General features: G+C 61.9%; 18 protein-coding genes. 4 read left to right on the forward strand and 14 right to left on the reverse strand.

Features of this window, described 5'->3' with window-relative positions; all coding sequences use genetic code 11:
* Positions 1-9: 9 nt before the first annotated feature.
* The 3 genes from PQQ52_RS09465 to PQQ52_RS09475 form a co-directional block, all read right to left on the reverse strand.
* On the reverse strand, positions 10-939 hold the full coding sequence (locus tag PQQ52_RS09465) for an ABC transporter permease (protein ID WP_408209637.1): 930 nt from the start codon (positions 937-939) through the stop codon (positions 10-12).
* 18 nt (positions 940-957) lie between these two features.
* Positions 958-2,064 carry an ABC transporter permease gene (locus tag PQQ52_RS09470; protein ID WP_408209639.1) on the reverse strand — a complete coding sequence of 369 codons (1,107 nt, stop codon included), beginning with the start codon at positions 2,062-2,064 and terminating at the stop codon, positions 958-960.
* Positions 2,065-2,155: 91 nt separating this feature from the next.
* Positions 2,156-3,757 carry an ABC transporter ATP-binding protein gene (locus PQQ52_RS09475; protein ID WP_408209641.1) on the reverse strand — a complete coding sequence of 534 codons (1,602 nt, stop codon included), beginning with the start codon at positions 3,755-3,757 and terminating at the stop codon, positions 2,156-2,158.
* A gap of 250 nt (positions 3,758-4,007) precedes the next feature.
* Here PQQ52_RS09475 and PQQ52_RS09480 point away from each other — a divergent pair, with 250 nt between their 5' ends.
* Positions 4,008-4,940, forward strand: a complete 933-nt coding sequence (locus PQQ52_RS09480) for a LysR substrate-binding domain-containing protein (RefSeq protein ID WP_408209643.1) — start codon at positions 4,008-4,010, stop codon at positions 4,938-4,940.
* 103 nt (positions 4,941-5,043) lie between these two features.
* Here the strand turns inward: PQQ52_RS09480 and PQQ52_RS09485 are convergent, their stop codons facing one another.
* Positions 5,044-6,432 carry an 8-oxoguanine deaminase gene (locus tag PQQ52_RS09485; RefSeq protein ID WP_408209646.1) on the reverse strand — a complete coding sequence of 463 codons (1,389 nt, stop codon included), beginning with the start codon at positions 6,430-6,432 and terminating at the stop codon, positions 5,044-5,046.
* A 516-nt stretch (positions 6,433-6,948) separates the two neighbouring features.
* Here PQQ52_RS09485 and uraH point away from each other — a divergent pair.
* The 3 genes from uraH to PQQ52_RS09500 all read left to right on the forward strand — a co-directional run bounded on the left by uraH (position 6,949) and on the right by PQQ52_RS09500 (position 9,290).
* Complete coding sequence (gene uraH, locus PQQ52_RS09490) at positions 6,949-7,302, forward strand: hydroxyisourate hydrolase (RefSeq protein WP_408209649.1); 354 nt, start codon at positions 6,949-6,951, stop codon at positions 7,300-7,302.
* Positions 7,303-7,620: 318 nt separating this feature from the next.
* Positions 7,621-8,814, forward strand: a complete 1,194-nt coding sequence (locus PQQ52_RS09495; protein WP_408209652.1) for a urate hydroxylase PuuD — start codon at positions 7,621-7,623, stop codon at positions 8,812-8,814.
* A gap of 209 nt (positions 8,815-9,023) precedes the next feature.
* The gene (locus tag PQQ52_RS09500; RefSeq protein ID WP_408209655.1) at positions 9,024-9,290 is read left to right on the forward strand and encodes a helix-turn-helix domain-containing protein; all 267 of its coding nucleotides are present in this window, start codon (positions 9,024-9,026) and stop codon (positions 9,288-9,290) included.
* 132 nt (positions 9,291-9,422) lie between these two features.
* On the opposite strand, the gene PQQ52_RS09505 is transcribed toward PQQ52_RS09500, so the two are convergent.
* The 10 genes from PQQ52_RS09505 to PQQ52_RS09550 all read right to left on the reverse strand — a co-directional run bounded on the left by PQQ52_RS09505 (position 9,423) and on the right by PQQ52_RS09550 (position 18,645).
* Positions 9,423-9,935 (reverse strand): ureidoglycolate lyase, encoded by a 513-nt coding sequence (locus PQQ52_RS09505; protein ID WP_408209657.1) that lies wholly within the window; start codon positions 9,933-9,935, stop codon positions 9,423-9,425.
* On the reverse strand, positions 9,935-10,945 hold the full coding sequence (alc, locus tag PQQ52_RS09510) for an allantoicase (RefSeq protein WP_408209660.1): 1,011 nt from the start codon (positions 10,943-10,945) through the stop codon (positions 9,935-9,937). Before alc ends, PQQ52_RS09505 begins: the two co-directional genes overlap by 1 nt.
* 73 nt (positions 10,946-11,018) lie before the next feature.
* Entirely contained in the window at positions 11,019-11,540 is a 522-nt protein-coding gene (gene uraD / locus PQQ52_RS09515) for a 2-oxo-4-hydroxy-4-carboxy-5-ureidoimidazoline decarboxylase (protein WP_408209663.1), read from the reverse strand.
* A complete protein-coding gene (puuE, locus tag PQQ52_RS09520; RefSeq protein ID WP_408209666.1) occupies positions 11,537-12,487 on the reverse strand; it encodes an allantoinase PuuE in 951 nt (316 codons plus the stop codon). The genes uraD and puuE overlap by 4 nt, the downstream gene beginning before the upstream one ends.
* 249 nt (positions 12,488-12,736) lie before the next feature.
* On the reverse strand, positions 12,737-13,603 hold the full coding sequence (locus tag PQQ52_RS09525) for an aspartate/glutamate racemase family protein (protein WP_408209669.1): 867 nt from the start codon (positions 13,601-13,603) through the stop codon (positions 12,737-12,739).
* Between the two features lie 26 nt (positions 13,604-13,629).
* Positions 13,630-15,111, reverse strand: a complete 1,482-nt coding sequence (locus PQQ52_RS09530) for an NCS1 family nucleobase:cation symporter-1 (protein WP_408209672.1) — start codon at positions 15,109-15,111, stop codon at positions 13,630-13,632.
* 320 nt (positions 15,112-15,431) lie between these two features.
* Complete coding sequence (locus PQQ52_RS09535) at positions 15,432-16,172, reverse strand: GntR family transcriptional regulator (RefSeq protein ID WP_408209675.1); 741 nt, start codon at positions 16,170-16,172, stop codon at positions 15,432-15,434.
* Positions 16,173-16,486: 314 nt separating this feature from the next.
* Complete coding sequence (gene ldcA, locus PQQ52_RS09540; RefSeq protein ID WP_408209678.1) at positions 16,487-17,413, reverse strand: muramoyltetrapeptide carboxypeptidase; 927 nt, start codon at positions 17,411-17,413, stop codon at positions 16,487-16,489.
* A gap of 27 nt (positions 17,414-17,440) precedes the next feature.
* A complete protein-coding gene (tadA, locus tag PQQ52_RS09545) occupies positions 17,441-18,076 on the reverse strand; it encodes a tRNA adenosine(34) deaminase TadA (protein WP_408210318.1) in 636 nt (211 codons plus the stop codon).
* A gap of 161 nt (positions 18,077-18,237) precedes the next feature.
* Positions 18,238-18,645, reverse strand: coding sequence for a DnaJ family domain-containing protein (locus PQQ52_RS09550; protein ID WP_408209681.1), 408 nt, complete (start codon positions 18,643-18,645; stop codon positions 18,238-18,240).
* Positions 18,646-18,770 lie beyond the last annotated feature (125 nt).

The raw sequence follows: 18,770 nt of genomic DNA on the forward strand, positions 1-18,770 counted from the left end.
ACAACCGCGTCAGCCCGCCGAGAAAAACGGCTTGCCAAGCGATGCGGGTGCATTCAGACGAATTGTGTTCGGGTTGCGCGAAATCAGTACGAGCACGACGATGGTCGCGACATACGGCAGCATCGCGAGAAATTGCGTCGGCACCGGCACGCCGATGGCCTGCGCGTAAAACTGCAGGCCGGTCACGGCGCCGAACAGCAGCGCGCCGATCAGGAGACGGCCCGGGCGCCATGTCGCGAACACCACCAGCGCGAGCGCGATCCAGCCGCGGCCCGAAGTGAGTTGCTCCTGCCACAAGTGCAGGTTGACGATCGAGTAATAACCGCCGGCGAGCCCCGCCATGCCGCCGCCGAAGGCCACCGCGCCGTAACGCACGCCGACCACTGGAAAGCCGACCGAGTGCGCCACTTGCGGCGATTCACCGACCGAGCGCAGCACGAGGCCCGCACGCGTGCGGTACAGGAACCACCAGATCACCGCGAACATCAGGAACGCGAGGTAATCGAGCGGCGTGAGGCTGAAAAACGCGGGGCCGAGCACCGGAATCTTCGAGAGCCCCGGAATGGTCCACGTGTCGATCGTGGCGCGCACTGCCGCCGACGTGTACGGCTTGCCGACATAGGCCGACAAGCCGATGCCGAAGATCGTCAGCGAGAGACCGGTGGCGACCTGGTTGGCGAGCATGGTCAGCGTGAGGAACGCGAACAGCATCGACATCGCGAGGCCCGCGCCGATCGCGGCGACCACGCCGAGCCACGGGTTGCCGGTAATGGCGGTGACCGCATAGCCGGTCACGGCGCCCATCAGCATCATGCCTTCGACGCCGAGGTTGAGCACCCCCGACTTCTCGGTGACGAGTTCGCCCGCGCCCGCGAACATCAGCGGGATCGCGGCGGAGACGGCGCTCGAGGTGAGCGCGCTGGCTTGTTGAATATCCATGGAGATCCGGCGGGAAAATCAGTGGGCTTGCGCGGCGACTGAGCGCCGGCGCACGCGATAGTTCACGAAGAGGTCGGCACCCAGCAGGCAGAACAGCAACAGCCCCTGGAACACGCCGGAGAGCGCCTGTGGCAATTGCATCGAGGTCTGCACCGCTTCGCCGCCGAGGTACAGCAGCGCCATCAGCAGGCTCGCGAGCACGATACCGACCGGATGCAGCCGTCCCACGAACACGACGATGATCGCGGTGAAGCCGTAGCCCGGCGACCATGTCGCCTGCAACTGGCCGACCGGACCGGCGATCTCGCCCATGCCGGCGAGGCCCGCAAGGCCGCCGCTGATCAGGAGCGACGTCCAGATGGTTTTCTTGTCGGAGAAACCGGCGTAGCGCGCGGCGAGCGGCGCGAGACCGCCGACGTTCATCCGGTAGCCCGCGAAGCTCTTGCGCATGAAGAGCCACACGCACGGAATCGCGATCAAGGTCACGAATACCGATGCGTTCAGCCGTGTACCGCGCAGCCATTTCCAGTGCCAGTCGCCGGAAAATGTCGGGTACAGCGCGTCGCCGCTGAACATCTCCGAGAGCGGAAAGTTCATGCCCTGCGGATCGCGCCACGGGCCGCTCACCAGATAGATCAGCAACTGCGTGGCCACATACGTGAGCATCAGGCTGACGAGAATCTCGTTGGTGTTGAAGCGGCTTTTCAGCAGCGCGGGAATCGCAGCCCACGCCATGCCGCCGAGCACGCCGGCGATCATCATGGTCGGCAGAATCCACCAGCCGGTCGCCTGATCGAAGTAGATCGCGACACCGCTGGCGGCGATGCCGCCGAGCAGCATCTGCCCTTCAGCGCCGATGTTCCAGACGTTGGCGCGATAGCCGATCGCGAGGCCAAGGCCGATCAGGCACAACGGCGAAGCCTTCAGCAGCAGTTCGGACCAGCCGTTCACGCTGGCAAGCGGTTCGATAAAAAACGCGTGCATGGCTTCGAGCGGATCACGGCCGACCAGGCTGAAGATCAGGAAGCCGATCGCGAGCGTGAGCAACGCGGCGATCAGCGGCACGGCAAGCTGCATCGTGCGCGAGGGCGTCGTGCGTGCTTCGAGTCGATACGGAAGAATCATGGGAGCGTGTGCTTATGTGGGTGCTTATGTCTGGTTCTGGTGTTTATGGTGCTTTAGCGTCGATCAGCTAACCGATCGCGCCTCGATCTGATCAGGCATGCGCCGGCTGTTCCGCCGACGGCGCCGCACCCTCGCGGTCGCCGAACAGGCCCGCCATCCAGCGGCCGATTTCCTCGGCGTTGGTCGCCCCCGTGGCGCGCACCGGCGAGAGTCTGCCACCTGCGAGCACCGCGATGCGATCGCAGATGTCGAACAATTCTTCCAGCTCTTCTGAGATCACCAGAATCGCCACGCCGCTTGCGGACAGGTCGAGCAACTGCTGACGAATGAAAGCCGCCGCGCCGACGTCGACGCCCCAGGTCGGCTGCGCGACCACCAGCACCTTGGGTGCCTGCAAAATCTCGCGACCCATGATGTATTTCTGCAGATTGCCGCCGGAGAGACTTTGCGCCAATGCTTCAGCGCCACCGCAACGGACGTCGAAGGCTTCGATACACCGCTTGGCGAAGGCACGCATCACGCCCGCCTTGATCCAGCCGGAATTCACCATCTGCTGACGATGTGCCGTGAGCAGCGCGTTTTCCGACAGCGTCATTGCGGGCACCGCGCCGCGGCCCAGGCGCTCTTCCGGCACAAAACCGAAACCGAGCGCGCGCCGGCCGCCAGCACCGAGACGGCCCGCCGCCTTGCCGCAGATCGCGACGGCGTCGGCGCGCGTGCCGCGCTTTTCGCCCGAGAGTGCAGAGAGCAATTCGGCCTGCCCGTTGCCCGACACGCCCGCGATGCCAAAGATCTCACCGGCATGCACGCCGAACGACACATTGTCGAGCGAGGTGCCGAACGGGTCGTCGCTCTCCACCGACAACTGCTTCACGTCGAGCAGCACGTCCCCCGGCTTGTGTTCACGGCGGGTGTAATCCGGCAGCGAATGGCCGACCATCAACTGCGCGAGCGACGCATGCGTTTCTTCTTTCGGCGTCACGTGACCGGTCACGCGGCCACCGCGCATCACCGTGGCGGTGTCGCACAGCTCCTGGATTTCGTCGAGCTTGTGGCTAATGTAGAGGATGCTGCAACCTTCTGCCGCGAGACGCCGCAGCGTCGCGAAGAGCTTGCGGACCGCTTGCGGCGTGAGCACCGAAGTCGGTTCGTCCATGATTAGCAGACGCGGGTTCTGCAGCAGGCAGCGTACGATTTCGACGCGTTGCCGCTCGCCCACCGTCAGGCTATGCACGTGACGTTGCGGGTCGATGTCGAGGCCGTAGTCGGCGGAAACCTCGCGGATACGCTTCGCAAGCGTCTTCAGATCGAACGGTTCGTCGAGCGCGAGCGCGATGTTTTCGCCGACCGTGAGCGTCTCGAACAGCGAAAAATGCTGGAACACCATGCCGATGCCAAGCTTGCGCGCGGCCGCCGGGCTACCAATCTCCACGGGTTGGCCTTCCCAGCGAATCTCACCGGCGTCCGGCCGTACCGCACCGTAGATGATTTTCATCAGCGTGCTTTTGCCGGCGCCGTTTTCGCCGAGCACGGCATGGATTTCACCCGGCGCGACGATCAACGTGACGTCGTCGTTGGCACGCACGGCCGGATATTGTTTGGTGATGCCCTGAAGCATCAACCGGGGCGCCGCCTGTTCCGGCCTGTTTGCCGGCTGCGCGGCGGCGCCGTCGCTATAAGAAGAGTCGCTCATGTGATTCCGTAGTACGTCAGAGACTGCCGGTTACAGCGCGTTCGTCCGCCCTGTCAGCCGACGATCCGTCACCACAACCGGATGACAATACCTAATTCGACTCGCTCAGTCGAGCCGTCAAAATTCCCGCAAACCCCCGCCGCAGCGTGCTCTGCGGGTATCCCACTCTTGACGTGGCTTTGTGTTCATATTAAAAGTCATATATACCCACGCCCGTTCGATCAGCCAGAACATATATTTCGGAGAAGTCATGAGCCAGCAACGCGAGGCGATCGATACGTACCTATTACGCGTCTTGCACACCCTATTGATGGAACGCAGCGTGACGCGCGCGGCCGTCAAACTGAATCAATCGCAACCCGCCATTAGCGCGGCCCTGCGCCGTTTGCGCGACATCACCGGCGACCCGCTGCTGGTGCGTGGCAAATCCGGCATGGTGCCGACCGAGTACGGCCTGCGCCTGCTCGAACCGGTACAAAACGCGCTGCGCGAGATCGAACGCATCAAGTTCCAGCAGCACAACTTCGACCCGGCGACCTCGATCCGCTGCTATCGGATCGGCTGCCCGGACTACCTGAACGTGCTGTTCGTGCCAACGGTTGTCGAACGCTTTCGTCAGGCCGCGCCGAACGCGACACTCGAATTTCACTCGCTCGGGCCGGCGTTCGACTACGAACTCGCGCTCGAGGACGGTAAGCTCGACACCGTGGTCGGCAACTGGCCCGAGCCGCCGGAGCAGTTGCACCTGTCGAATCTGTTCGTCGATCAGATCGTCTGCCTGATGAGTAACGCGCATCCGTTCGCCAAACGCGGCGGGTTGACGCTCGACCAATATCTGAATGCCCCGCATCTTGCGCCTACTCCTTACTCGGTGGGCCAACGCGGCGCGATCGACGTGCATCTCGCGCGCGAGCGGTTAAAACGTCATGTGGTCGTTACGTTGCCGTACTTCAATCTGGCGCCCTACGTCCTGATCAAGTCCGATCTGATCTTCACGACCACGCGCCTGTTTGCCGACTACTACGCCAAGTTCCTGCCGCTGACCGTGGTGCCCGCACCGCTCGACTTCCCGCCGATGCAGTACTACCAGCTGTGGCACGAACGCGTGCATTACTCTGACGAAGTGCGCTGGCTGCGCAGTCTGGTTGCCGAAGCAACCAAGACGTTGATCGAAAAGCCTTGATCTTTGTGCTGCGGTCTGCCGGCATCCAGTCTTTGTGGATGCCGGCAGACCGGCTTCTTCTGCTCTGTCCTTATTCCGTCCCTATTCCGTCGTTACGGCAACGCTACGCCGCCGCTTCGTAAAGCGTCCTGGCGAGGCGATTGTGCTGCTCAATGACCGGTCCGAGTTCCAGCGTCGTCAACTGACCATTCTTCACCACCACCTTGCCGCCGATCACGCTATGGCTCACCTGCGACGGCGCGCAGAACACCAATGCCGCGACCGGATCGTGCAATGCGCCCGCAAACAGCGGCTGACGCAGATCGAACGATACGAAGTCCGCCGCCATGCCCGGCGCCAATGCGCCGATGTCGTCGCGATTGAGCACCTTCGCGCCACCCAGCGTCGCAATCTCCAGCGCTTCGCGCGCGGTCATCGCGTCCGGCCCGAAGCCGACCCGCTGCAACAACAGCGCCTGGCGCACCTCCGCGACCATCTGCGCGCCGTCGTTCGACGCCGAACCGTCGACGCCCAGGCCCACCGGCACGCCGGCCAGTCGCATCCGCTTGACCGGCGCAATCCCCGAGGCGAGCCGCATGTTCGAACACGGGCAATGCGCGACGCCGGTGCCGGTGCGGGCGAACAGCTCGATGCCCGCGTCGTCGAGTTGCACACAGTGCGCGTGCCATACATCGTGACCGACCCAGCCGAGGTCTTCCGCATACTCGGCCGGCGTCATGCCGAACTTCTCGCGGCTGTATGCGATGTCGTTGACGTTCTCCGCGAGGTGCGTGTGCATCGACACGCCGTAATGCCGCGCCATCACCGCCGATTCACGCATCAGGTCACGGCTCACCGAGAACGGCGAGCACGGCGCCACCACCACGCGCAACATGGCGTAACGCGCTTCGTCGTTGTACGTCTCGATCAGGCGCTGCGTGTCCTTCAGGATGTCCGATTCACGCTCGACCACTGAATCCGGCGGCAAACCGCCATCTTTCTGCCCCACGCTCATGCTGCCGCGCGCTGCGTGAAACCGCAAGCCGATCCGCTGCGCGGCGACGATGCTGTCGTCGAGGCGGCTGCCGTTCGGGTAGATATACAAATGGTCGCTCGAAGTCGTGCAACCGGACAGCAACAGCTCGGCCATCGCCGTCAAGGTAGAGACTTCGATCATCTCCGGTGTGAGGTTCGCCCACACCTTGTAGAGGCTGGTCAGCCAGCCGAACAGTTCGGCGTTCTGCGCAGCCGGAATCGCGCGCGTCAGGCTCTGATACATGTGGTGGTGCGTGTTCACCAGCCCTGGAATCACCAGATGGCCGCGCATGTCCAGCACTTCGTCGGCCGTTTGCGGCAATTCGGCGGTCGGTCCGACCGCGACAATGCGGTTGTCCTCGATATACAGACCGCCGTCGCGCAGTTCGCGCCGGGCGCCGTCCATCGTGACCAGCACGTCAGCGTGCTTCACCAACATCGTTTTCTTCGGCTTGATAGCCGCCTGCTCCATCGTCATTCGTTTCTCCGCTTCATTGCTTCCGTGCAAAGCCGTTCGAACGCGATGTGACGGCACGCCAACCGTGCCGCCGCGTCCCGTCGAACGCCGTTGGCCCGGTTACCCAGCGTGTTTCCGCCGTCTTCGGGGTGTGCCGCGCTTCACTCATGTTTGCTGCAGCGCACAGGTGTAACCTTCGATGGCCAAAATAATGCTGACAACTCGCGCCAATGCGATACCCAACCTCACGCTGCCGATATAGTGGGCCTTTTTTGGCGCCGGTACGATCGAATTGCACGGCAATAGTCGAACGAATCGACTCATTACGGCTTTCAGCAGGCTGTCTGTCATGCGCCAGGTATTATCTTTCCTATCTCGCGCGCGCTGACATGAACATCCTTTTTACAATGGCTGCCACGGCGCTCGCTTCAATTCGCCGACGGGTATGTAGCCACTGACGTGGAGCCTCGATCCGCCGCAACGTATTCTGGATCGGGCCGCCGCCGAAACCTCGCATTCACATAAGGAAAATTGCGAATGGGAAAGCTCACTACCCACGTGCTCGACACCGCGAACGGCCGTCCCGGCGCGGGCATCAAAGTCGAACTCTTTGCGCTCTCCGGCGACACCCGCCGCGCGCTCAAAACCACCACCACCAATGACGACGGCCGCTGCGACCAGCCGCTGCTCGAAGGCGACGCATTGGTCGCCGGCGAATACGAACTCGTGTTCGGCGCCGGCGATTACTTTGCATCGATCGGTACGAAAGTGCCGGAGCCGCGTTTTGTCGATCGAGTCGTGTTGCGCTTCGGCGTGGCCGACGCCAGTGCGCACTATCACGTGCCGCTGCTGGTATCGCCGTGGTCGTACAGCACCTATCGGGGCAGTTAAGTGGGCAACTGAGCGCACGGAGCGTTTATCGATAGGCGTTGGAGGAAGACGAGGTTGAAGTCGCGTTGTAGTTCCGAGCGCGCCCGATTGCACTGTGCGGATCCTTGGAGACACCCGCGAAGCGCAATCGAACGCGAGCGACTCGACCTGACGTTCCAAGAAAAAACGACGCGTGCGAACTGAACGCACCGCGTCTTTCACCCCGCAGTCTGTGCAGCGACGCCATGCATGCCGACGACCCGTCAGGCGGGTCCCCGAAGGCGCGATCAAGGCACCAGCGTCGTTGCGCGTACAACGAATCAGAAGTGGAGGAGTTTCATGGAAGGCTTTATCACTGACTGGCTGAACCTGGCATTGCGCTGGTTTCACGTCATCGTCGCCATCGCCTGGATCGGCGAATCGTTCTATTTCGTCGCACTCGACAACAGCCTGAAGCCGCCTACGGACCCGAACCAGCGCAAGCGTGGCGTGTTCGGCGAGTTGTGGCACGTGCACGGCGGCGGCTTCTACAATATGCAGAAGTACACCGTCGCGCCGCCGGAAATGCCGGACGATCTGCACTGGTCCAAGTGGCCGTCGTACACCACGTGGCTGTCGGGCGCGAGCCTCTTCACGGTGCTGTATCTGCTCGCGCCGTCCACATACCTGATCGACAAGAACGTGCTCGACATGGGTCCGGTGGTCGCGGTTGCTTCGGCGCTCGGCTTCCTCGCGGCAGGCTGGATCGTCTACGACTCGCTGTGCCGTCTGCTCGGCAACAAAGACAAGGTACTCGGCATCTGCGTCGGCATTTATGTGGTGATCGCGGCGTACCTCGCGTGCCATATCTTCGCCGGCCGCGCGGCTTACCTGATCATGGGCGCGATGCTGGCAACGATCATGTCGGCGAACGTGTTCTTCGTGATCATCCCGGGCCAGCGCAAAATGGTTGCCGCGATGCTCAAGGGCGAAACGCCGAACCCGATCTACGGCAAGCGCGGTAAGCAACGCTCGGTGCACAACACGTATTTCACGCTGCCGGTGGTGTTCGCGATGCTGTCGAACCACTACGCGATGACGTACACGAATCAGTACAACTGGGTCGTGCTCCTGATGATCATGCTGGCCGGCGCGCTGATTCGCCAGTTCTTCGTGATGCGTCACCGTGGCCAGGTGCTGTGGTACTTGCCGCTGGTGGGTATTGTGCTGATGTTCGCCGCCCTCTTCTCGACGATGCCGAAGCCGGTCGTGCCGCAAGCACAGGCTGCGAATGCGCCGAGCATCAAGGTGGCCGATATCGCGCCCGTGCTGCAACAGCGCTGTGCGGCATGTCACTCCGCCCATCCGACGCTGATGGGCAGTGCTCCGGCCGGCGTGTTGCTGGATACGCCGGACGAGATCTCGCAGAATGCGCAGCGGATCTATCAGCAAGCGGTGACGTTGAAGGCGATGCCGCTGGGCAACGTCACGCACATGACCGACGACGAGCGGATGAAGATCGCCGCGTGGTTCCAAGGCGGTGCAGTGAAGTAATGCGCTGGCCGGGTGTGTTGCCCGGCTTGGCAAAGCAGCATGAAGCGGGCTTGTCGCGTAAGCGGGAAGCCCGCTTTTTTGTTTGTCAGTCGGGGTTAAGTAAATTTGAGAAAAATGTAGCCCATGAGATACAAAACGAAAAAACAATTTGTGCCTCATGGGCTACAACAAGGGCTTACATTTGAAAATTTGATGCTCTGGGGCTACAAATGACTAATCTCGCTGACGTATCGGACATGCTGAGGGCCGTTCGGCGCGAAAGCCGCCTGTCGCAAGAGGAATTGGCCCACCGCGCGGGCGCGGCTCGCACTACCGTCGCACGTATGGAAACGCTAGCCAAAAACGATATGAGTGTGTCCGTGCTCGTGCGTCTGCTCGAAGCTGCCGGCTACGACCTCAAGTTTGTCGCGCACGGTCACGGGCGCACGCTCGAAGACATCCTGGCTGAACAACGCATGCCGGACACGGACTCATGAGGCTCGACGTACGAGATTGCGCCCCGCAGTGCGATAGTCCGCAAATGAAAAAAGCCCACAGCATGCACTGTGGGCTTTTTTACAACCAACCGGCTCAACGTACTACGCTAAAGGCAACCTGCGGCAACGACCTCAAACGCTCACCGCGCTCAACGCATCTTCTGTCAGCCAAAGCGACTCGGCCAGATCCTGCTCGTTCAGGTTCAAGCCATCGCCGCCACGATCGACGACGATAAAGTCGCTCACGTCGCCCAATGCAATCAGCGGATGGTGCCAGACACCCTTCGCATAGTTCACACCTTGCCAGCCGCTCGTCACAAACGCACGGATCTGAGTCGGGTCCAGTTCGCCCGCCGGCGCCACGACCACCAGATACGGCTTGTCGTTCAGCGGCACAAAGGCCTGGCTACCCAGCGGATGCCGTTCAAGCATCTTCACTTCGAACGGCAATGTGCGCGGCTGACCGCGAAACAGGTTCACGAGCGTGCGGCCGTTCTCGTCGGTCACGTCCACTTTCGCGAGATCGTGATAACGGATCGTGGTGCCGAGATTGATCGGAATCTGCTTCGCGCCTTCGAGTTCGACCACGTCGCCGAACGGGGCGAACGTTTCCTTCGTCAGCGGTTCGATAGCCAGCGTTTTCATTATGCGAGCGTGCCCCACAGACGCAGACGCGACACGCCGCCGTCTGGAATGATGTTGAAACGCACGTGCGTGACCGGACCCAGTGCAGCGATTTCGCTTTCGAAATAGTGCTGGTTGTCCATCTTCAGTTTCTGTTCACCCAGCAGCACCGGCCAGAACATGGCTTGCGTGATCAGCGAGCTATCCGTGCCGCCCGTTACATACGCGGCCTGAATCGAGCAACGGTCCGGATAGTTGCCCTTGAAGTGAGCCGTATCGACTTCGATCTTCTTGATCACGCCCGGCTGTGCCAGCGCGACGATCGCCCAGTCATTGCCCGGCTCACGGCGACGACGCGTTTCCCAGCCGTCACCCATGTTCACGCCGCGGCCCGGCATCAGAATCGTCGACGCTGCGCCGAAGTGCTGGTTGTTCGCCGCGACCAGATACGCGCCGTTTTCCATCGCGGCCAGATCGAACTGCTCGGTGCGGCTTGCGCCTGCCCAGTCGACTTGCGGCTGGCCATACACACGCAGACGCGCGATACCGCCGTCCGGGTAGATGTTCACGCGCAGGTGCGTGTAAGCGTTCGCGTCGCTGACTTCGTGATAGTGATGACTGTTGCCTTGCAGCGTGGTCGACGGAACGATTTCGGTCCATTGCGTCGACTGGTTCGGTACGCCGTCCACAACTCGCGCACCCTCAACCGAAGCCGCCGGCGGGAAGTTGCCGGTGAAGTGACTGGTGTCGAGGTCAAGACCCTTGATCACGCCCGGACGCGCGAGCTTCACGACGCACCAGTCGTAGCCGTTCGCGCGCTTGCGGCGCGTTTCCCAGCCGTCCATCCACTTGCCATTGTCGTCGTACTTACCCGGAATGAAGACGGCCGGCTCCGGATTCAGCATGCGATCCTTCGGTGCGAAGAAATCGTCGCTGGCCTCGAGCGCCTGTGCGCCCAGACGCGGGTCCGCCAGATTCACATAGCGGCGCGTGAATTCCGGTGCGTTGGGATCGAGAATCGGGAGTGCCATCTTTATCTTCCTTTATGTTTGCTAGTGCTGAAAAAACGTTTCGGTGCGAGGTCCGCGACGCGTAGTTAATGCCTTACGCGTCGATCAGGTCGTCGAGCCGGAAACGTGCGATGCGGTAGATCTGATCGAGACTGGCGCGCAATTCATCCGCGCGGCCATTGTTCACGCGCGCCTCGAAATTCGCGATGATGCCGTGGCGGTCGTAACCGCGCACCGCGAGGATAAACGGAAAGCCGAACTTCTCGCGATAGGCGCTGTTCAACGCCACCAGTCTGTCGAATTCTTCCTGCGTGCACTGGGCGAGGCCCGCGCCGCTTTGCTCACGCGTCGACTCGGCCGTCAATTCGCCGCGCACCGCAGCCTTGCCGGCGAGCTCCGGGTGGGCGTTGATCAACACAAGCTGCTTCTCTTCGCCGGCGGTCTCGACGATGCTCGACATCTTGCGATGCAATTCGTCGATGCTGGCAAACGGCCGTTGCTGCGCGGCGATTTCCGCGACCCACGGCGAGTGCTCGAAAATGCCTGACAGCGCTGCGACGAACGCGTCGATCGAGGTGCTGTTGAGTTGGTCCAGAGTGTATTGCATCGCCTTCATGCCGCTGCCCCGCGGTTGTTTTGTTGGTAAGGGTGATGTTCGCGCCAGTGCCGCGCGATATCGACGCGCCGCGTCACCCACACGCGATCGTGCTGTTCGATATGGTCGAGAAAACGTTGCAGCGCGCGGAAGCGCCCAGGGCGGCCGAGCAGACGGCAGTGCATGCCGATCGACAGCATCTTCGGTGCTTCGTCGCCTTCTTCGTAGAGCACGTCGAATGCGTCGCGCAGGTACGTGAAGAAATGGTCCGCGGTGTTGAAGCCTTGCGGGCTCGCAAAGCGCATATCGTTGGTGTCTAGCGTGTACGGCACGATCAGTTGCGGGCTCTTTGTACCGCCCGTCACTTCGACATCCATCCAGAACGGCAGATCGTCGCCGTAGTAATCCGAGTCGTACAGGAAGCCGCCGTGTTCGGCGACCAGACGATGTGTATTGGGACTGTCGCGGCCGGTATACCAGCCGAGCGGCCGCTCGCCCGTGATGCGCTCGATCGCTTCCATGCCAAGGCGCATGTGCTCCGCCTCTTTCTCCGGTGACACGTCCTGGTAGTGAATCCAGCGATGGCCGTGGCAAGCGATCTCATGACCGAGCTCGACGAAGGCGCGCCCCAGATCAGGATGCCGTTCGATCGCCATGCCGACGCCGAACACCGTGAGGGGCAGGTCGCGCTTTTCGAATTCGCGCAGAATACGCCACACGCCCGCGCGCGAGCCGTATTCGTAGATCGACTCCATGCTCATGTGACGGGCCGGATAAGACGCCGCGCCAACGATTTCCGACAGAAACTGCTCCGAGCCCGGATCGCCGTGCAGCACGCAGTTTTCACCGCCTTCTTCGTAGTTCAGGACGAATTGCACCGCGACACGCGCTCGACCCGGCCAGTTCGCCTGCACCGGGTGGCGGCCGTAGCCGATCAGATCGCGTGGATAGTTCGAGTCGAGTGGCATGGTTTGACGAAAGCGTGATGACGGTACGTAAAATTCGCGTGGAACTCACGTGACATGCACGTGGGGTTTGCGTGGCGTTTGCGTGCGTTTGCATATTACGCATGCCGGCGCGGGCAAAACCAGCCCGAAAGCAGCCCAGAACAGCGGCACCAGAAGCGGCAGAAAATAGCGTTCGGGTACCAGCGCCGAGTGGGACCAGTGTAGCGAAAACACCCGGGTGCGCCCATACACCCGGGCAGATAGTGCGTGTCAGACCGGATGTATGTGCGGAGCCGGCCCCACCGGGCGTTCCGTGGTGTTTACCCGCAGTAAACCGGTCGGATTTGCACTTTCCACGGCGCTTGCGGCCGAATCGCGAGGCGGCTGGGGATTTGGGTCCGCATCGGTCGGACCGAAGGCTTCCAGCGCGCCGTCGTAGCGCTTGGCCAGTGGCCGGGCATAGTCGCCCCGCTTGGCCGTCGACAGCCGTAGCGCGACCAGCGCCTCGGTCCATTTGACCGCCGCCGTCACGCCCTCGATCACCGGCGCGCCCAAGGCATCTTCGATTTCCGCGCACAACTCGGCCATACCCGCGCAACCGAGCACGATCGCGTCCGACCCGTCCTCCTCCAGCGCGCGCCGGCATTCATCAAGGATGATGCGGCGCGCCGCCGAGCCGGGCTTGTCCAGATCGAGCACGGCGACGTCGGTGGCGCGCACGTTACGGCAGAAACGTTTCATGCCGTAGCGCTCCGCGAGATGCCACGCCATGCCGCACGTGCGCGCCAGCGTGGTCACCACGGAAAATCCCGGCGCCAGCACGCTTGCTGCATGCATTGCCGCTTCGGCGATGCCGATCACCGGACCACGCGCCAACTCCCGTGCCGCGTACAAACCGGGGTCGCCAAAACAGGCGATCACGTAGCCATCGCAACCCTCGCGCTCGCCGGCGATGACCTCGGCCAGTAAGCCGGGCGTGGCGAGCGCTTCGTCGTAATAGCCTTCAATCGACGGTGGCCCCATTGTGGGATTCACCGCGATCACCTCCGTGCCGGGTGCTGCGACTTCGCGCGCGCAGCGGCCCATCGCGTCCGTCATGCGTTGCGTCGTATTCGGATTGATCAGTTTGATGCGCATATCGACTCCTGTTGCAACTCTAAAACTCAACGCGCAAGAACGCGGTAGAACAACGCACCCAACGCCGCACCGATGAACCACGAGAAGTTCGCAAGTCCATCGAGCGTCGGCACCATCACGCAGATCACGGCGATAACTGCAGCCGGCAGCAACGCGCCCACAGCCCGGTAATTGACGCCATTGCGATACCAGTAGGAACCCGTTGGGGAAACCGTGTACAGATCATTCAGCACGATCTTCTGACGCTTCACGAGGTAGTAATCGACGATCAGTACCCCGTACAAAGGTCCGATGAAGCTGCCGAGCACGTCGAGTGTGTAGTGAATCACCGCCGGGTTATTGAACAGGTTCCACGGCGTGATGAAAATCGACGCCACCGCCGCGAGCATGCCGCCCGCGCGCCAGCTGATCAGACGCGGCGCGACGTTCGAGAAGTCGAATGCCGGCGAGACGAAGTTGGCGACGATATTGATACCGATGGTGGCGATCGTAAAAGTCAATGCGCCGAGAATTACCGCAGTCGGGTAGTCGATATGGCCCACCGTTTCGACCGGGTCCGTGATCAGTTCGCCGAATACCGGCAGCGTCGCCGCGGTCGTGATCACCGTCACCAGCGAAAAGGCGAGAAAGTTGACCGGCAGCCCCCAGAAGTTACCGCGCTGCACACTGCGAAAGCTCTTGCCGTAGCGGGAAAAGTCGCCAAAATTCAGCATCGGTCCGGAGAAGTACGAGACCACCAGTGAGATTGCTGTGATCATTACCGGCACCACTTGCATACCGTGGTATTTGACGCCGCCCAGGTTGATGCCGATGTTTCGCCATCCTGCGCGATACACCATGTAGCCCGCGAGAATGAACATCACCACATAGACAGCCGGACCGGCGAAGTCGATGAACTTCTTGATGGTCTCCATGCCGTGCCAGAACACGAGTGCCTGCAAGACCCACAGCAACATGAAACCGCCCCAGCCCAAGGTGGAGAGACCCATGAAACCATGGTGATGCACATCCGCGTACGGCAACAGTTGCGGGACGAACTTCAGCACTACGATCACCAGCGCGCTAGAAGCCAGATAAGTTTGGATTCCATACCATGCTACCGCAATCAAACCGCGAATCACGGCAGGGATATTCGCGCCGAGCACACCGAACGTCGCGCGGCAGGCTACCGGATAAGGCACGCCGTTTGCCTGGCTCGGCTTGGCAATCAGATTGCAGAGCACGTTGACGATTGCAATGCCGACCAGCAGCGCGATCAGCACCTGCCAGCTCGTCAGCCCAAGCGCGAACAGACTGCCCGCGAATACATAACCGCCGACGCTGTGCACGTCCGACATCCAGAACGCGAAGATGTTGTAGGCGCCCCAGGTTTGATGGCGCAGCGGCGCCAGATCTTCGTTGTACAACCTCTCGCTGTAGCCTGCGGGCATCGACGGATCGCTGGGCACGCCGCCGTCTCCGTATGTGGGAATTGCGGGATTGCCGGGCGCTGCACTGAACTGAGCCATGTTTCCTCCTTGGGATAGGGACCCTCGATAGCAAATCGAAGGACGTTGCATCGGCCATGCCAGTTGCCGCTCCTCTCCGCGATCTGGAAACAGGAGGGTCGAACCGGCCGATTGACCGTGCCGCGGATGTCTCCGTACTTGATGTACTTGTGGTTATCGCACCGCCCGTAGCCGCGAATTCCCGGCGATGCATTACTACTCCAGGGCCGTCATCCCGTGACGGCCACGCGTGCGCAAGCCGGCAGCGCTCGCGCAGAGCCGCCTTGCAACGCCTGATTCGGTTCAGTTCAATTCAGTGCGGCGCGCACCGGCCGCTTGCCTCAGCCTGGCGCGGACTTGGGTCTAGCTGCTTCCTTCGACGCGCCGCCAAGGGCGCCAAACACTTCATGCAGATCGGCCGCGCCACGTGCGGGGCGGTCCAGCATCTTCAACTCGACGCTTTGCAAATGGCGCGACATGAGTGCCGCCGCCTCTTTTGCATCGCCGGCGTCGAGCGCGGCGAGAATCGCTTCGTGGTCTTCGAACGAGCAAGGGCTGCGTCCGAGTGACTCGTACAGTGCCGAAATCAGCGTGGAGCGCGCCACCAGTCCATTCAGGCAATCGCACAGCACGGTGTTGCCGGTGAGCCCGGCCAACTCGGTATGGAACTCACCCGACAGGCGAATCCACGCCGGGAAATCACGTGTTTCGAACGCTTTGCGTTCGCGACCGATCATGCTGCCGATGCTCTTCAAACGGCGCAGGCCATGACCGCCGCAAATCTTTTCAACCACAGCCAGTTCAATGATCCGACGCATTTCGAACACTTCATGCACTTCCTGCAGCGACGGACTGGCGACGAACGCGCCACGATTCGGTTCGAGATCGACGAGGTGGTCGGTCGCCAGTTGTGCGAGCGCCTGCCGGATCGGGCCACGTTTCACACCGAATACTTCGCACAACTGTGCTTCTGTCAGTTTGGCGCCAGGCGCCAGCCGATGCTCGAGGATCGCGGCGCGGATACGCTCGGCGATCGCTTCGGGTTTCGAACCATTCGTGCTGGCGGAATCTGTGTCGGACATGATGTTCGTCTCGGTATGTTGGTCATCATAGGATGGACATAAAGATTGTCAACAATTTTTGCTTTAAATTTCGACAATCCACATGACCGGCCTGAGCTGCGAGTCCGTGAACACGCTATACAGGCCTTGCTCAGCTTCACCACCAGTTTAATTAATCTATAGGATGGCCGTCTATTGAAGACGGTTTTTGTCAACAAAGTGAGAGGCCTTCACGGGACAGATCTGTTTGGGGTTACCTTAACAGAGTGACCGTTAGTTGCGTTATTGACTCAAAAAGAAAGCGGGCAAACGCCCGCTTCGCTGCCCGCGCCGGTTCAGGCAAGAGTCGGATAGCCCGATAACGTCAGTTTGAACCCGTGTGCGTTGGCGACGAGGTGCGCGTCCGCGCCGACCGGCAGCGTCAGCATGTTGGGAATGTGGCCGAATTGCAGACCGGTGATGACCGGAATCCCAATCACCGACCTCACCTGCTCAATCATCGTGTGCAGGTCGTAGCCATTGTCGTACTCGTACGGTTTGCCACCTGAGAAATCCCCAAGCACAAGCGCCTGCTGCTGCGCGAGGATGCCCGACAGGTGCAACTGATAAAGCATCCGCTCGAGCCGGAACGGTTGCTCGTTGACATCTTCGAGGAACAGAATGCCGCCCTGCACCGGCGGCATGTACGGCGTGCCGATCAGCGAAGTCAGCACGGCCAGATTGCCGCCCCACAACATGCCCGTCACGTCGGCAGTCTGCGTTTGCGGCGCATTGCTCGTCACCGTCATGGTCGGCCTGGTCAGCGCGGACCAGAAGTGCTGCATGGTGAATTCGCTCAGCTCTTCCGCGCCGAAGTCGCTCATCAACATCGGGCCGCCAAAAGTTTTCACCCCGGCACGTGCCAGCAAAGCAAGCTGTACCGCAGTGAAATCGCTATGGCCCACTAGCGCCACGGGTTGATCGGTCAGCCGGCGTTGCAGCCCTTCGTAGTCGAGCCCGTGCAGGATACGCACCGCGCCGTAGCCACCGCGCACGGCTAGCACGACGTCGGGCAACTCACGCGAGGGGTCGGCCAGCCGGTTCAGGTCGGCTGCACGCTCGCCGTCCGTGCCGGCGAAGCGCTGGTAGCGACGCCTTGTCGCTTCTACACCCTCAACGCGATGCCCCTGCGCATGCAGTCGATGCAACGCGCGATGCAGCACTTCGGCATCATGCGGATATCCGGACGGCGCGATCAACTCAATGGTGCGATGGACGGTCATTGGCAAGACCTGTTGGACGTTGTTGTTTTAGAGCGACTCAGCCGACCCCGGTTCGCTGCGTGCTGCGGTGCGTGCTTCGACGTCGTCAGGGCGTCCTTCACCACGCACTTCGACATGCGCTTCGGGTTGTGCTTCGCCCCGTGCCGCCGCGCGCGCCTCACGGCTTGCGCGCCGCCGCTCGGCAAAGAACGATTTGAGGGCATCGCCGCATTCAGTTTCGAGCACACCGCCAGTCACCGTGGTGTGGTGATTCAACTGCGGATTCGCGAATGCGTCGACGACACTGCCGCACGCGCCGGTTTTCGAATCGCGCGCCCCGAACACGACGCGGGCGATCCGTGCGTGCATGATCGCACCGGCGCACATCAGGCAAGGTTCCAGCGTCACGTAGAGCTCGCAGCCCGGCAGACGGTAGTTTTCGACGGCTTGCGCAGCTGCGCGCAATGCGATCATTTCCGCATGCGCCGACGGGTCGTGCGCACCGATCGGATGGTTGAACCCTTTAGCGATGACTTCGTCACCCCGCACGAGCACCGCGCCAACCGGCACTTCGCCTGCGGCGCGGGCCTCTTCGGCGGCAGCCTGGGCGAGCGCCATGAAACGACGATCGCGCTCCGAGACAGGCGGTGCGGGCGATGCATCTGGTATGGATGTGTCGATCAACGTAGTGACGGCAGCCGTTGGCGGCAGGTCACTCGCCACGGGTGCTGAAGCGTTGGAACCGATAGATCCGGTCTGGGCAGCCGGGAATACGACCACCTCGGCCGATTCACCCGAGTCGGCCGACTCCGGACCCGGCACGGCGGAACGGGCAAGCGGCTCGCTCACTGCGAACCCGCATCGGCCATATTGAGGTTGCCGACGCGTTCCGACAGTCGCTCGGCAATGCGACGGCAGTATTCGCGCGGCAGGACCAGCGGGCCGCCGCGCAGCGATTCAAGCGCCATATCGAGCGCCAGCATGCGCGCCTGGAGACGGCAACGGGTGGCCTGGTCGCTCACGGCATTCAGATCCGCTTGCAGGTCGCACAAGGCACGCAGCTGCTCGACAGCCGGCGGCACGAAACCCGCATTCTTCAAAATCCGGTTGGCGACGCGCACTTCCTCAGGGACCAGTGCATCGTCCTCAAGGGGCAGCGGCGCGCCCGCGCCCGCGCCCGGCAAATCGTCGAACTCACCGCGCGCGGCTGCGGCGGCAATACGCTGTTCGACTAACGCATCAAGCAATTTCATCTGCAGTCCACTACGTTGCGGCCCAAGCATTCTATCAGGGAGCGCGCGACGGTTCTGACTGTCTGACCGACGAATCCCCCTGGTTTTCAGATTTTGCGTATTTGAGGGACACCTGACGTGGATTA

The organism is Paraburkholderia sediminicola, assembly GCF_046030555.1.
GTDB classification, from domain to species: domain Bacteria; phylum Pseudomonadota; class Gammaproteobacteria; order Burkholderiales; family Burkholderiaceae; genus Paraburkholderia; species Paraburkholderia sediminicola_E.